This is a genomic window from uncultured Cardiobacterium sp. (assembly GCF_938028825.1).
In the GTDB taxonomy this organism is placed as follows: domain Bacteria; phylum Pseudomonadota; class Gammaproteobacteria; order Cardiobacteriales; family Cardiobacteriaceae; genus Cardiobacterium.
This window is the reverse complement of sequence record NZ_CALIZP010000010.1, coordinates 40,688-54,630: the sequence shown is the minus strand read 5'-3', so window position 1 is coordinate 54,630 and position 13,943 is coordinate 40,688. Positions and strand designations below refer to the sequence as shown.

The 13,943-nt window shown below is 63.3% G+C and carries 14 protein-coding genes; 5 read left to right on the top strand and 9 right to left on the bottom strand.

The window, feature by feature from the left end:
* Both Q0562_RS00950 and Q0562_RS00945 read left to right on the top strand, forming a co-directional pair.
* Positions 1–209 (top strand): U32 family peptidase C-terminal domain-containing protein (locus tag Q0562_RS00950; RefSeq protein WP_298639913.1); only part of this gene is annotated, 209 nt, incomplete at its 5' end.
* Between the two features lie 167 nt (positions 210–376).
* Entirely contained in the window at positions 377–1,372 is a 996-nt protein-coding gene (locus Q0562_RS00945; RefSeq protein WP_298639910.1) for a zinc ABC transporter substrate-binding protein, read from the top strand.
* Between the two features lie 187 nt (positions 1,373–1,559).
* Here the strand turns inward: Q0562_RS00945 and dhaK are convergent, their stop codons facing one another.
* Both dhaK and dhaM read right to left on the bottom strand, forming a co-directional pair.
* On the bottom strand, positions 1,560–2,624 hold the full coding sequence (gene dhaK, locus Q0562_RS00940; protein ID WP_298639908.1) for a dihydroxyacetone kinase subunit DhaK: 1,065 nt from the start codon (positions 2,622–2,624) through the stop codon (positions 1,560–1,562).
* Positions 2,621–4,024, bottom strand: a complete 1,404-nt coding sequence (gene dhaM, locus Q0562_RS00935; RefSeq protein ID WP_298639905.1) for a dihydroxyacetone kinase phosphoryl donor subunit DhaM — start codon at positions 4,022–4,024, stop codon at positions 2,621–2,623. The genes dhaK and dhaM overlap by 4 nt, the downstream gene beginning before the upstream one ends.
* A gap of 175 nt (positions 4,025–4,199) precedes the next feature.
* Here dhaM and Q0562_RS00930 point away from each other — a divergent pair, with 175 nt between their 5' ends.
* The gene (locus tag Q0562_RS00930) at positions 4,200–4,964 is read left to right on the top strand and encodes an ADP-ribosylglycohydrolase family protein (RefSeq protein ID WP_298639903.1); all 765 of its coding nucleotides are present in this window, start codon (positions 4,200–4,202) and stop codon (positions 4,962–4,964) included.
* A 46-nt stretch (positions 4,965–5,010) separates the two neighbouring features.
* Here Q0562_RS00930 and bamC read toward each other — a convergent pair whose 3' ends face one another.
* Complete coding sequence (gene bamC, locus Q0562_RS00925; RefSeq protein WP_298639901.1) at positions 5,011–6,171, bottom strand: outer membrane protein assembly factor BamC; 1,161 nt, start codon at positions 6,169–6,171, stop codon at positions 5,011–5,013.
* A gap of 34 nt (positions 6,172–6,205) precedes the next feature.
* Complete coding sequence (gene dapA, locus Q0562_RS00920) at positions 6,206–7,081, bottom strand: 4-hydroxy-tetrahydrodipicolinate synthase (protein WP_298639898.1); 876 nt, start codon at positions 7,079–7,081, stop codon at positions 6,206–6,208.
* A 92-nt stretch (positions 7,082–7,173) separates the two neighbouring features.
* Here dapA and Q0562_RS00915 point away from each other — a divergent pair, with 92 nt between their 5' ends.
* On the top strand, positions 7,174–7,629 hold the full coding sequence (locus Q0562_RS00915) for a peroxiredoxin (RefSeq protein WP_298639895.1): 456 nt from the start codon (positions 7,174–7,176) through the stop codon (positions 7,627–7,629).
* Positions 7,630–7,853: 224 nt separating this feature from the next.
* Here Q0562_RS00915 and uvrA read toward each other — a convergent pair whose 3' ends face one another.
* The 3 genes from uvrA to Q0562_RS00900 all read right to left on the bottom strand — a co-directional run bounded on the left by uvrA (position 7,854) and on the right by Q0562_RS00900 (position 11,295).
* Entirely contained in the window at positions 7,854–10,688 is a 2,835-nt protein-coding gene (gene uvrA / locus Q0562_RS00910; RefSeq protein WP_298639892.1) for an excinuclease ABC subunit UvrA, read from the bottom strand.
* 105 nt (positions 10,689–10,793) lie between these two features.
* Positions 10,794–11,048 (bottom strand): hypothetical protein, encoded by a 255-nt coding sequence (locus tag Q0562_RS00905; protein ID WP_298639889.1) that lies wholly within the window; start codon positions 11,046–11,048, stop codon positions 10,794–10,796.
* A complete protein-coding gene (locus Q0562_RS00900) occupies positions 11,041–11,295 on the bottom strand; it encodes a BrnT family toxin (RefSeq protein WP_298639886.1) in 255 nt (84 codons plus the stop codon). Before Q0562_RS00900 ends, Q0562_RS00905 begins: the two co-directional genes overlap by 8 nt.
* A gap of 202 nt (positions 11,296–11,497) precedes the next feature.
* Between Q0562_RS00900 and Q0562_RS00895 the strand changes: the two genes are divergently transcribed.
* Positions 11,498–11,803 carry a PepSY domain-containing protein gene (locus Q0562_RS00895; protein WP_298639883.1) on the top strand — a complete coding sequence of 102 codons (306 nt, stop codon included), beginning with the start codon at positions 11,498–11,500 and terminating at the stop codon, positions 11,801–11,803.
* Between the two features lie 163 nt (positions 11,804–11,966).
* Here the strand turns inward: Q0562_RS00895 and Q0562_RS00890 are convergent, their stop codons facing one another.
* Together Q0562_RS00890 and fumC are read right to left on the bottom strand one after the other, a co-directional pair.
* On the bottom strand, positions 11,967–12,482 hold the full coding sequence (locus Q0562_RS00890; protein WP_298639881.1) for a hypothetical protein: 516 nt from the start codon (positions 12,480–12,482) through the stop codon (positions 11,967–11,969).
* Positions 12,483–12,551: 69 nt separating this feature from the next.
* Entirely contained in the window at positions 12,552–13,940 is a 1,389-nt protein-coding gene (gene fumC, locus Q0562_RS00885) for a class II fumarate hydratase (RefSeq protein WP_298639878.1), read from the bottom strand.
* Between the last annotated feature and the right edge of the window lie 3 nt (positions 13,941–13,943).

Below are 13,943 nucleotides of genomic sequence, written 5' to 3'. Positions count from 1 at the left end.
GCCTTGCCACCATTGAAGCGAAAAACCACTTCGCCAGCGGCGACAGCATCGAACTCATCCAGCCGGGCGGTAACCGCCATCTCACCCTCGGCGAACTGCGCGACGCGAAGAGCGGCGACACCGTCCCTGCCGCCAAAGGCAGCGGCTGGCGGGTGCAGGCCGATCTCGGCGCCGTCGGCGAATACACCGTGCTGGCGAAGAACCTCTGACTGCCGTCCCGCCGCCTGCGCGGGTGTCGTTATCACCGGCATGATGGACAAGAAAAACAAAACCATGAGCCAAAACCGCGTGGTTGTCGTGCTCGCAGCGGCGTTATGCCATTGCAAAAAATGCCCGGGGTGCTATCCTTTTGCGCCGTTTAACCACGGAGACACACATGAAAAAACTCATCCTCGCCGCCCTCGTCGGCACCGCTTGCCAGGCGCTGGCCGCGCCGAAAGTCGTCGCCACCATCAAGCCGGTGCAGTCGCTCGCCGCGCAGGTGATGGACGGCATCGCCGAACCCGAACTGCTCATCAAACAAGGCTCGCCGCACGGCTACCAGATGAAGCCGTCGGACGCGGCGGCGGTCAATGGTGCCGATCTCGTCATCTACGTCAGCCACGAACTGGAAACCTTCATGCCGCCGCTTTTGGAAAAAAGCCCGCAGGCGCACAGCATCGAATGGCTCGCCCTCCCCAATCTCTACCCGCTGCCGACGCGGCACGGCGGCTTGTGGGAAGAAGGCGGGCATCATCATGGCGATGATGACGGCCACGACCATCATCACGACGGCGATGATCACGACCACGATCATGGCGATCATGATCACGACCACGGCGATCATGACCATGAGCACGACGGCCACCACCACGGCAAATACGACGCCCATCTGTGGCTGAGTACCGCGCGCAGCAAGCTGCTGCTCACCGCCATTGCCGACGAGCTGGGCAAGATTGACCCCGGCAACGCCGCCAAATATCAGGCGAATGCGGAGAAAAGCCGCGCCGCGCTGGACGCCCTGCATCAGACCCTCGGCGGCGAACTCGCGCCGGTGCAAAAACGCCCCTTCATGGTCTTCCACGACGCCTATCAGTATTTCGAGCAGGATTACAAGCTGAACGCCGTCGGCACCGTGCGCGTCGATCCCGAACACGAACCCGGCGCGAAACGCATCGGTGAATTGCACGAGCAGTTGATGCAAAAGAAGGTCGTGTGTCTGTTCAGCGAGCCGCAATTCCCGGCGAAAATCGTTGATAAACTGGCGCAGGAAAGCGGGGTGAAAACCGCCGTACTGGACCCTGTCGGCGCGGATATTCCCGCCGGCAAGGCGATGTATGCACAACTGCTCACCAACCTCGCCGACAGTCTCGACGGCTGCCTCAAACCCTGATTGCCCCGCCCAACCCCGCCGCCGTGCGGGGTTTTTCTTGCCCGCTGCCTGCGTGCACGGGCAACACCTTCACCCCGCCCGCACAGCGGCAAAAAACCGCCAGTCCCGCTACCGGCGGGCGGCATTGACGCCGCCCGGTGGCTGCCCAGTTCGTAAAGTGATGTCGCCGGGGTAATGGCGGGCGGCGTTACCAATACAGCGCCGGGGTGTGTACCGGGGCGTCGTAGAGGGCGAGGGCGTCGTCATCGGCGGCGAGCAGGGTGATGGAGATGCCCTGCATGTCGAGCGAGGTGCAGTAGCTGCCGACGAGGCTGCGCGCGATGGTGATGCCGTTGGCCGCGCAGATTTGCGCCAGGCGGTGATAGACGCCGTAGCATTCGGAGAGCGGCACGCTGCCGAGGTTGTTCACCATGGCGATGACGCGGTCGCCCGCTTGCAGCGCGGTTTTGGCAACGGTTTCTTCGTCCCAGCTGGCGCTGTCGCGGTTCCATTGGCGCAGGGGGCGGCTGTAAGCGCCGTGTTCGATGAGGGTGCCGAACATTTGGCCGACCACGGTATCAAGGTCGGTATAGGGGCGGCGTTCGATGCCGGGTTCGCCGTGGATGCCGACGCCGTATTCGATTTCGTTGTCGGCGAGGGTAAAGGAGGGTTTGCCCGCTGCCGGCACGGTGCAGGCACCGAGGGCGATACCGATGCTGTGGCAGTGGTTGTTGAGTTTGCGGCCGAGGGCGGCGAGGCGGTCGAGGTCGTCGCCCCGGCGGGCGGCGGCGCCGAGCAGTTTTTCGATGAGGACGGTGCCGGCGACGCCACGGCGTCCGGCGGTGTAGAGGCTGTCCTTGACGGCCACATCGTCATCGGTGAGGACGACGGCGACGGCGTGCCCCGTGTCGTGCAGGAGTTCGGTGGCAGTTTCGAAGTTCAAAACATCGCCGGTGTAGTTTTTGATGATGAGCAGCACACCGCGTCCGCTGTCCACCGCTTCGGCGCAGGCGAGGACTTGATCCGGCGTGGGCGAGGTGAAGATTTCGCCCGGCACGGCGCCGTCGAGCATGCCGTCGCCGATGTAGCCGCTGTGCATGGGTTCGTGACCGCTGCCGCCGCCGCAGATGAGGCCGACTTTGCCGGCAACGGGCGCATCTGCGCGGGTGATGTAGGTGGGGTCACGGTGCAGGGTGAGGCCGGGGTGGGCGGCGACGAAGCCTTGCAGCTGTTCGTCAAGGATGGTGTCCACACGGTTGATGAGTTTTTTCATGGCTGTTCCTGGGGTTGGGGGTTGAGGGTGCCATCGGATGCGATGGTGAGCAGTGTGCCGTTTGCCAGGGCGAGGATGCCTTCTCCCGCCTGGATGTAGAGCGGGCGGGCGGCATGGCGGCAGAGGATGGCGCTGTGGCTGTTGGCGTCCCCGGCGGCGAGGACGACGGCGACGCAGTTATCTGGCAGGGTGGCAGCGACCTCGGGGTAGAGATCGGGGGCGACGAGGATAAAGGGCTTGTCCCGTGGGTATTTGACGGGGGTTGTCATGCTCTGTACGGCAAGGACGCCATCGGCGATGTCGGCGATGTCAAGGGCGCGGGCGCGCAGGTAGGGGTCGGCAAGTGCCTGCATTTGTGCAACGGCGTCGGCGGTTTCAGCACACCAGGCGGCCAGTATGTCGGTCTCGGGGCGCGCCAGGGCATTGGCGGCGAGTTCGTCCAGCAGTTGTTGCTGCGCGGCGAAGATGTCGCCCGCATCCGCGCCGTAGCAGGCGCTGATGTGCTCTTGCAGCCTCCCGAGATGGTGGCGGTAGGTGGTGACGAGAGAGGAGAAAAATTCACGGTCGTCGCTACTCCGGTAAAAGACGAGGCGGCCGGGGTAGTGATAGAGCGGTGCCCGGATGTGCGACGGCAGGACGGGGATGGCGCGGGCAAGCGGCGGCACGGCGTCTATCCGGAGATGATCGGGGATGTCGCCGAAGTGGGCGGCGGCGAGATCGCGGAAGGCGGCGAGGGCGGCGGCACTGTCGGCACCATCGGCGTAGAGGGTGAGGCTGTCGCCCTGCCGCGCGTGCAGGGCGGTGAGCTGGTTCAGGCTGCGCGGATCGGCGCTTTGCCCGTCTTTGACGAGGGTGAGGCTGGCTGCGAAGGGCGCCAGCGCGGCGACGAGACGCGCGGCGGGGCGGGTGTGCAGGCCGTGCGGGTTAGTGAGGGTAATGGTCGCCGCTTCACCTGCGGGAACGGCGGCAGCGGCGGCGGGAGCGGGCGGGGTTGCGCCCAGCGCCTGCTGTTTGGCGAGCAGGGCACTTTCGGCTTCGCGGGCGACGGTTGCCAAATCCGCACCGCCGGCGGCGGCAACGGCGGCACTGAGCGCGCCTTCGACGAAGGGCGCGGCGGCGATGCGGCAGCGCGCCGCCACGTCGGGATCGACAAGATCCAGCGCCGTCTGCGCGCTCAATATGGCGCTGCCGAGATCAACGAGGATGAGGATGCCGTCGGGGTTATCGGCCGCGTTGATGGCGTCCATGATGCGCACGGTGTCGGTGCCGATGGGGTTATCGGCATCGTCGATACCGGCGGCGGTGTGGATGGTGGCGGGGTCGGCACTCACTTGCGCCGCGAGTTCGGCCAGCGCTTGCGCGAGTGCGGGGTGATGCGAGACGAGGATGAGGTGGACCATAATGTCTCCGGGCTGTGATTTCTGTGGCAATTATACGCGCGAAACCACAGCTATCCACGCGCCAGGCGGTGTGCAAACACACCACAGGCAGTGAACTGCACAAAATACCACCCCCCGGCGTGACAACTATGTGTTTCTTTGTACAATACTACCAATCTTCAACCGGAGAACCCCCATGCTACTCGGCGCAGCTATCGGCGATATCGTCGGCTCACGATTTGAATTCAACAACTACCGCGCAACCGATTTTGATCTTTTTACCACAACCAGCATCTTCACCGACGACACCATCTGCACCGTCGCCGTGGCCGAATGGTTGCAGCAGGGCGGCAAAGACGACCTCGCCGCCCATATGCGCTACTGGTGCCGCAAATACGACAGCAGCTACGGCGGGATGTTCCGCGCCTGGCTGGCAAGCAACAATCCGCAGCCCTATAACAGCTATGGCAACGGCGCGGCGATGCGCGTTTCGCCCGTCGCTTGGCACTGCGCCACCCTCGCGGAAACCCTCGCATACGCGGCAAAATCCGCCGCCATCACCCACAACCACCCCGAAGGCATCAAGGGCGCACAGGCGACCGCCGCCGCCATCTTTTGGGCACGCCACGGCGCAGACAAAGCCTTTATCAAAAGCAGCATCAGCAAAGAATACGGCTACGACCTGAGCGCCACCTGCGACGCCATCCGCCCGCATTACCGCTTCAACGAAACCTGTCAGGACACCGTGCCGCAGGCCATCATTGCCTTCCTCGAAAGCCGCGATTTTGAAGACGCCATCCGCCTCGCTGTCTCGCTCGGCGGCGACAGCGACACCCTCGCCGCCATCACCGGCAGCATCGCTGAAGCCTATTATCCCAACATCCCCGCCGGGATACGGCAGGAAGCCCTCGCCCGCCTGCCGGCGGATATGCTGGCCGTTCTCGGCAAGACGGGCCGGTAAAGAAAAAAGGCGCCTTGCGGCGCCTTTTTTGCGGGCGTTGCGGTTTTTACAGCGCGCTTTGCACGGTTTCGAGCAGCGCTTTGGCTTCGTTTTCCGGCGCGGGCTGGCCGTCAAGCGTTTGCACCACGGCAACGCTTTGGCTGCCCTGGTCGGCGAGGCGGATGCGGTAGCGCGGCGCGTTCGTTTTGTCGGCTTTCTTTTTGCCGCCCCAGAGACGCGACCAGAAGCCCTGTTTGTCCTGCTTTTCGGCGCTTTGCGGCTGGTATTGCACCTGGTAGGTGCCGCTGGCGTAGTCCTGTTTTTCCAGGGCGAAGCTGGCTTTGTCGAGGCCGATGCCGAGGATGCGCCAGGTTTGCGCGTAGCTGCCGGGGATGGCGAGCGCGGTCTGGCCGCCTGCGGTGGTCAGCGTCGCCCGTGTGCCGGTGATGTCGCCGCCGCCCGCCGCCGGGTTCTGCGCGAGTTGTTGTTGGCGGCGCAGTTCGGCCGAGATGAAGAGGGCGACGCGCCGCGTCATTTCGAGCTGCATTTCGGGGTTGTCGTTGTCGGTGGTCTGCCAGCGGTAGCCCTGTGCTTCTTTGCCTTGGCGGTCGCGCACGGCTTTTTCTGCGGCCTGGCTGTACACGAGGGTGACGCCGGTGGTGTTGTCGGCTTCGCGGGCGAAGCGGATGCGGTAGCGGTCGCGGGTGCCGCTGTCGTGGGTGAGGCTGATGATGCTGTTGAGCAGGCCGCTGAAGCCGGTGCGTGGCAGGTCGGACTGGTTTTCCAGCCAGTCGGTTTCCATCAGGCCGATGGCGGGTTCCTGGGTTTTGAGGCGGATGCCGTGGTTCTCGAAGTATTTTTTCACCGCCGCCCAGGTGGTCGAGGTGTCGGCGGCGACGCGGATGTAGGGCAATGCGCCGGGCGGTTCGACGACATCGACGCCGTAGAGTTGCGGCAGGACTTCGATGTAGCCGCGCTGGTTGCGCACGACGTTGTCTTCGTTATAGGCCTGGTAGCTGGCGACTGCGCCCGGGTTTAGTCCCGGCACGGTCATCTGGTCGTCCACGGTGCTGCGGCTGAGATCGGGCGGGATTTCGAGCTGGCGGCTGACGTTGCTTTGCCGGTAGTCGGGGCGGCGGTCGGGCAGTTTGTCGGTGAGACTGCCGGCGCTGGAACAGGCGGCGAGGGCGAAGGCGGTGCCGAGGGTGATGAGGGCGTGTGTGTTCACAGAGTTCTCTCGTGGGGCTTTTTTATGGGGCTTTTTACAGGAGGGCGGCGCGGTGCAGGGCGGCTTCGACGCGCGGCTGCACGTCGGGCGCGAGCGGGACCAGCGGCAGGCGGATGCCGCCGCCGATTTTGCCGAGGCGGGCGAGCGCCCATTTCACCGGCAGCGGGTTGCATTCGTAGAACATCGCCTCGTGCAGGTCTTTCAGGCGGTCGTTCAGCGCGTAGCAGCGCTCGTGTTCGCCGGCGAGTGCGGCGGCGGTCATGGCGTGCATCACGTCCGGCGCGACGTTGGCGGTAACGGAGATGACGCCGCTGACCAGGCCGTTGCACATCGCTTCCGCCGCAAGGCCGTCCTCGCCGCAGAGCAGGGTGAAATCCGGCGGGCAGACGGCGCGCAGTTCCTGCATGCGCTGCATGGTGCTGGCTTCCTTGATGCCGATGATGTTGTCGATGGCGGCGAGGGCGCGGACGGTATCGGGCAAGAGGTCGCAGGAGGTGCGGCCGGGGACGTTGTAGAGCAGGTGCGGCATCGGCACGGCATCGGCGACGGCCTTGAAGTGAGCGTAAAGGCCGCGTTGCGGCGGCTTGTTGTAATAGGGGACGACTTGCAGGGTGGCGGCGCAGCCCGCATCGTAGGCGGCAAGCGCAAGTTCGATGGCTTCACTGGTGGCGTTGCCGCCCGCACCGGCGATGACGGGGACGCGCCCCGCCGCCTGTTTGACGACGTAGCGGATGACGGCTTTGTGTTCGGCGGGGTTGAGGGTGGCGGATTCGCCGGTGGTGCCGACGGCGACGATGGCATCGGTGCCGCTTGCGATATGCCATTCGACCAGTTGGGAAAGCCGTGGCCAGTCGATGTCGCCGTTATCGAGCATCGGCGTGACCAGGGCGACGATAGAGCCTCTAAACATAAGGGTTCCTGCAAGCAAATGAGGGCGTCATGGTATGCGCTTCACAATGCTAAAATCAAGCGCGCCACAGGGCATGCAGAGAGGGTAACTATATGAATATTCCGCAAGATTTCCGCCTCGTGGCAACGGGCGGTGAGGACTTTTCCGCGACCTCGTTGCAGGGACGCTGGACGGTGTTGTACTTCTATCCGAAAGACGCCACGCCGGGCTGCACGACCGAGGCGCAGGATTTCCGCGAGCACTACGCCGCCTTCCGCGCGCTGGGGGCGGAGATTGTCGGCGTCTCGCGCGACAGCCCCGCCGCGCACGACAAATTCCGCGCGAAAGAAGCGCTGCCGTTCCCGCTGGTCAGCGACCCCGATGAAGTGCTGTGCCGCGCCTTCGCCGTCATCAGGGAAAAGAAGCTCTACGGCAAGACGTATATGGGCATTGAGCGCAGCACCTTCCTGCTCGACCCGCAGGGCGATGTGGTGCGCGAGTGGCGCAAGGTGAAGGTGGCGGGGCACGCGGCGGCGGTATTGCAGGAGCTGCAAGAGATGACGGGGTAGAAACATCGTGCATGAAAAAGCCGCTGCTTGCAGCGGCTTTTTGCTGTTGCGTTTCTTTGTGCATGGCAAGCTTTGCCAAGCGGCGTGGTTATGGGCTTTTGTCGCTGCGCGGTTTTTTATCGCCCCACCCCGACCTTCCTCCGCAAGCAGGGGCGGGGCTTTTTAGTGCAGACGGCGACTGTCCGGCGGGCTGAGGCCCGCCCTTCACACCGCCTGGCGGCGTTTTACGTGTCTCCGCCTGTCAGCAGCGGTTTGAGGAAGTGTCCGGTGTAGCTTTTCGGGTTTTTGGCGACGGTTTCTGGGGTGCCGACGGCGATGATTTCCCCGCCGCCGCTGCCGCCTTCCGGGCCCAGGTCCACGATCCAGTCGGCGGTTTTGATGACATCCAGGTTGTGTTCGATGACGACGATGGTGTTGCCGCCGTTGCGCAGGCGGTGCAGCACGTCCAGCAGTTGTCGCACATCGTGGAAGTGCAGGCCGGTGGTCGGTTCGTCGAGGATGTAGAGGGTGCGGCCGGTGTCGCGTTTGGAGAGTTCGCGCGCGAGTTTGACCCGCTGCGCTTCGCCGCCGGAGAGGGTCACGGCGTTTTGTCCGAGGCGGATGTAGCTGAGGCCGACATCGAGCAGGGTTTGCAGTTTGCGTTGCAGCGCCGGGATGTTTGCGAAGAAGTGCCAGGCTTCTTCGATGTCCATATCCAGCACTTCGCTGATGTTTTTGCCCTTGTAGGTGATGCCGAGGGTTTCGCGGTTGTAGCGTGCGCCGTGGCAGATGTCGCAGGCGACGTACACGTCCGGCAGGAAGTGCATTTCGACCTTGATGACGCCGTCGCCCTGGCAGGCTTCGCATCGACCGCCTTTGACGTTGAAGGAGAAACGCCCCGGCGTGTAGCCGCGCGCGCGGCTTTCCTGGGTGCCGGCGAAGAGGTCGCGGATGGCGGTGAAGATGCCGGTGTAGGTGGCGGGGTTGGATCTGGGCGTGCGGCCGATGGGCGACTGGTCGATGTTGATGATTTTGTCGAACTGGTCGAGTCCCTCGATGCGTTCGTAGGGGGCGGGTTCGTCGCCGGCGTGGTTCAGGTGTCTGGCGGCAGCTTTGGCGAGCGTTTCGTTGACGAGGGTGCTTTTGCCGCTGCCGGAGACGCCGGTCACGCAGGTGAGGAGGCCGATGGGCAGTTCGAGGTTGATGTTTTTCAGGTTGTGGCCGCTCGCGCCGTAGAGGTGCAGCAGGCGGGTTTTGTCGCGCGGGGTGCGCGCGGCGGGCACGGCGATGGTTTCGCGCCCGGAGAGATATTTGCCGGTGAGGGAGTCGGGATGGGCGGCGATTTCGGCGGGGGTGCCCTGCGCGGTGATGCGTCCACCGTGAAGTCCCGCGCCGGGGCCGATGTCAACGACGTAATCGGCGGCACGGATGGCGTCTTCGTCGTGTTCGACGACGATGATGGTGTTGCCGAGGTCGCGCAGGCGCAGGAGGCTTTCGAGCAGGCGGGCGTTGTCGCGCTGGTGCAGGCCGATGGAGGGTTCGTCAAGGACGTACATGACGCCGACCAGTCCCGCGCCGATTTGCGAGGCGAGGCGGATGCGCTGCGCTTCACCGCCGGAGAGGGTTTCGGCGCTGCGGGCGAGGGTGAGGTAGTTGAGGCCGACGTTGTTGAGAAAGCCCAGGCGGTCGCGGATTTCTTTGAGGATTTTCGCGGCGATTTCGCCGCGCGCGCCGCTGAGGTTGAGGTTGTCCACCCATTGTTTGGCGTCGGCGATGGAGCGGCGGTTAATATCGGGCAGGGTGGTGTCGTCGATGTAAACGTGGCGGGCGGCGCGGTTCAGGCGGGTGCCGTGGCAGGCGGGGCATTCGCGGTTGGTGAGGAACTGGCTGATTTCGTCGCGCACGCCCGCTTTGTCGCTTTCGCGGTAGCGGCGGTTCATGGTGTTGATGATGCCTTCGTAGGCGGCTTCGCGCAGGCGGGTAACGCCGCCCGCTCCGATGCTCGGCATGGGGATTTTTTCGCCGCCGCTGCCGTAGAGGACGAGGTGCTGGATGCGCTCCGGCAGGTCTTCAAAGGCGGTGTTTTCGAGGTCGAAGTCGTAATGGGCGGCGAGCGCCTGCATCTGCGGGTAGAAGTAGGGGGTGCGGCGGTCCCAGCCACGCACCGCGCCGGCGGCGATGGAGAGGTAGGGGTGCATGACGACGCGGGCGGGGTCGATGAAGCTGTTCACACCGAGGCCGTCGCATTCGGGGCAGGCGCCGTGCGGGTTGTTGAAGGAGAAGAGACGCGGTTCCAGCTCGCTCAGGGCGTAGCCGCAGACGGGGCAGGCGTATTTGGAGGAGAAGGTGTGCGTCGCGCCGCCGTCGTCCATGGCAACCAGCTGGACGATACCGTCAGCGAGGCTGAGCGCGGTTTCCAGCGATTCGGCGAGGCGCTGCGCGATGCCGTCGCGGTTGACGAAGCGGTCAACGACGACGCCGATGTCGTGTTTGCGTCGCCCGTCGATGGCAGGCAGGGTGTCGAGGTCGTAGGTTTCGCCGTCGATACGCGCGCGCACGAAGCCCTGCTGGCGGATGTCCTGCAACAGTTTGCCGTGTTCGCCCTTCCTGCCCTGCACCAGCGGCGCGACCAGCATCCAGCGGCTTTCCGGCGGGAAGGCGAGGATGCTGTCCACCATCTGGCTCACGGTCTGCGCGTTCAGCTCGATGCCGTGCTCCGGGCAGCGCGGGATGCCGACGCGGGCGAAGAGCAGGCGCAGGTAGTCGTGGATTTCGGTGATGGTGCCGACGGTGGAGCGCGGGTTGTGCGAGGTGGATTTTTGCTCGATGGAGATGGCGGGTGAGAGGCCTTCGATGTGGTCAACATCGGGCTTGTCCATGATGGAGAGGAACTGGCGCGCGTAAGCGGAAAGGGATTCGACATAGCGCCGCTGTCCTTCGGCGTAGATGGTGTCGAAGGCGAGCGAGGATTTGCCGCTGCCGGAAAGGCCGGTGATGACGATGAGCTTGTCGCGCGGCAGGTCGAGGTCGATATTTTTCAGATTGTGCGTACGCGCGCCGCGTATGGAAATGGTGTCCATGTGTGCTTCCGTGTGGGTGAAAGGAAATATGATAAACCTTGCGCGGGCGGCGGCTTTGGCGCAGCAAAAAGCCCTGCTGTGACGACAGAGCTTTCCTTTTATGACTCAATGCGTTGCCAGATATTCTTCAATGGCGATTTCAGCAAGCCGCCGGTAATCCTCGCCGCGCTGCTCCGCTTTCTGCCGGAGGCGCTGCAACAAGGCGGGTCTGATGCCGATTTTTTCCGGTTCCGCCCGCCTGCGTGCCTGAAATTCCCGCAAGAAAGGGATTTCCGCGACCGGTTTGGCATGGGAAAAATCAAAATCCTTGTATTGCTCGTAGATGGCATCAATGTCTTCTTCATCTTTTATATCATTCATGTTTTACTCTCCACGCTGAGATGATTCTTGCCCTGCCTTCCCGTATCACCCAGATAACGCAGAGTTTTCGATATTGCAGGCTGTATCCGATGGAAACATAACGACTTTCCTGCTCACTGCGAAAATCCTCACTGGTATAAACGCCAGGATCGTCAAGAACAGTCAATGCTTCCTGAAAGGAAACACCATGTTTTCTCAGATTGATGTTCGCCTTATGGTCATCCCATTCAAAATCATCGCTCTTCATTTGGCAGAAGCACTATAAACCCATGTATCCATATAAGGCTCCCTTGCCAAGCCGCTTGTCAATCAAGACCGACTCTCGCCGCTTATTGTACATCCCGACTTACACAGCCGACATCCGCCGCTAACTTTCCCCTAAGAATAAGCCGTCATAATGCGCGGCGTCGGCACCGCCGGCGACTCTTTCAAGACTTCAAGGAGCCCTTATGAACCCCCTTCTCTTTGCCGGCAGCATTATCGCCGCGACCTTCGTCTTCGCCTCTGCCCCGGCCCGCGCCGATGATGACGACGCCTACTACGCCCGCCACCGCAAACAGTACATCTCGCACGAACGCGCCGCGCAAATCGCCCGGCAGGCGGTGAAAGGCGGCCGGGTCACGGGCGTGGAATTCGACCACGACCGCCGCGATGATCATTTCGACGTGGAAGTCCGCACCGCCGACGGCCGCGAGTACGACGTAAAAATCGACGCGCGCAGCGGCAAGGTGCGCTACGTCAAGCGGGACGACTGAGACCGCCCGCATAAAAAACAGCGCCGCCCGGCGCTGTTTTTTTGTCGGCTTTGCCGGATTGTCCCCTTCCGGTCGCCTTCCCCCGCTGGCGGGGGAAGGGTTGCCTTCGTGCAACGGCTTCATTTTGGGGCTTTATGTTTCGCCACGCGCCAAGAACCCGGGGTCAATGGCAACTGCGCGCCTCGCTGATGGCAATTGGCGTGCTCTGCCCGCCGGTCACGTCATACGCCTGCACGGCGCATTGCGAAGAGAGGCTGCCGCGCATCGTCGTGAGCAGCACGAACTCATAATCATGATCCTTGTCCGGAATGAAGGTCGCGCCGACGCCGCACGTCATGCGGCTTTCCGGGGTGTTGGTCAGCATCAGCGTAAAAGGCTCGCCCGCGCGCACATAAAACTCGGCGTAATCACGCGTTTTGCCGTGATTCGGGTCGGGAATGCCGAGGTCGCGGTCGCGGAAGCCCTTGCTGCCGACGATGCCGCCGAGGATGGTGCCGGTCTTGTCGCTGTTCCAGTCCATGCAGTCGGTATTGGGCGAGCCGCGCACCAGCATATTGGCAGAGACGCGCACACGGGCGCGGTCGCCGTCCTGCGGCTCCGCCATCGGCTTGAACTGGGTGCCGATGCTGTTGATGGCGGTGCAGGCGGTAAGGAGAAGCAGCAGGGGGGGGTATTTCATGGGTGGTTCCTGTTTGAAGCGACTATAAAAAAGCGCCACCCTGCGGCGGCGCTTTGCAGCGGTGCGGCTTTATTTCGGATGCACCATGTCTTCCGGTTTGACCAGCGCGTCAAACTCTTTGCCGGAAAGCAGGCCGAGTTCGACGGCGGTTTCGCGCAGGGATTTATCGTTCTTGTAGGCGGTTTTCGCCACTTTCGCCGCGTTTTCGTAGCCGATTTTGCGGTTCAGCGCGGTCACCAGCATCAGCGAGTGGTGCAGGAAGTAGTCGATTTTTTCCGGCACCGGTTCGATGCCGACGGCGCAGTGGTCGTTGAAGCTGTTGCAGGCATCGCCGAGCAGGCGGATGGATTGCAGCAGGTTGTAGGCGATGACCGGCATATAGACGTTCAGCTCGAAGTTGCCGGAAGCGCCCGCGAAGTTGATGGTGACGTCGTTGCCGAAGACCTGGCAGCAGACCATTGACAGCGCTTCGCACTGGGTCGGGTTGACCTTGCCCGGCATGATGGAGGAACCGGGCTCGTTTTCCGGAATCTTGATTTCACCGAGGCCGCAGCGCGGACCGGAGGCGAGCCAGCGCACGTCGTTGGCGATTTTGTTCAGGCTGGCGGCCAGCGTTTTCAGCGCGCCGGAGGCGAAAACGGCGGCATCGCGCCCGCCGAGGGCTTCAAATTTGTTCGGCGCGGTAACGAACGGCAGGGTGGTGAGGTCGGCGAGCTGCTTCGCGACTTTGACGGCGTAATCGGGGTGGCTGTTCAGCCCGGTGCCGACGGCGGTACCGCCCAGCGGCAGTTCGTACAGCCCTTGCAGGGCATCATGCAGGCGGGTGAGGCCGTGGTCGAGCTGGCTGACGTAGCCGGAAAATTCCTGACCAAGGGTCAGCGGGGTGGCGTCTTGCAGGTGGGTGCGCCCGATTTTGACGATGCCCGCAAAGTCTTTCGCCTTTTTGTCCAGCGTGTCGCGCAGCGCCTTGACGGCGGGAATCAGGCGGTGGTTGATTTCGATGGCGGCGGCGACGTGAATGGCGGTCGGGAAGCTGTCGTTGGTGGATTGCGCGTGGTTGACGTGGTCGTTCGGGTGCACGGGCTTGTAGGCGGCAAGCCCGGTGCCGGCCAGTTCGTTGGCGCGGTTGGCCAGCACTTCATTCATGTTCATGTTCGACTGCGTGCCGGACCCCGTCTGCCAGACGACCAGCGGGAACTGCCCGTCCAGCTTGCCGGTGAGTACGTCGTCGGCCGCGCGGACGATCAAATCCGCCTGTTCCTTCTTGATGCGGTCCAGCGCGACGTTGGTCTGCGCGGCGGCTTTTTTCACCAGCGCCAGCGCGTAAATCAGCGGCTTGGGCAGCGTTTCCCCGCCGATTTTGAAATTCTGGTAACTGCGTTGCGTTTGCGCGCCCCAATAGGCTTCGGACGGAACTTGCACATCGCCCATGGTGTCGTGTTCGGTACGTGTCGTCATAAT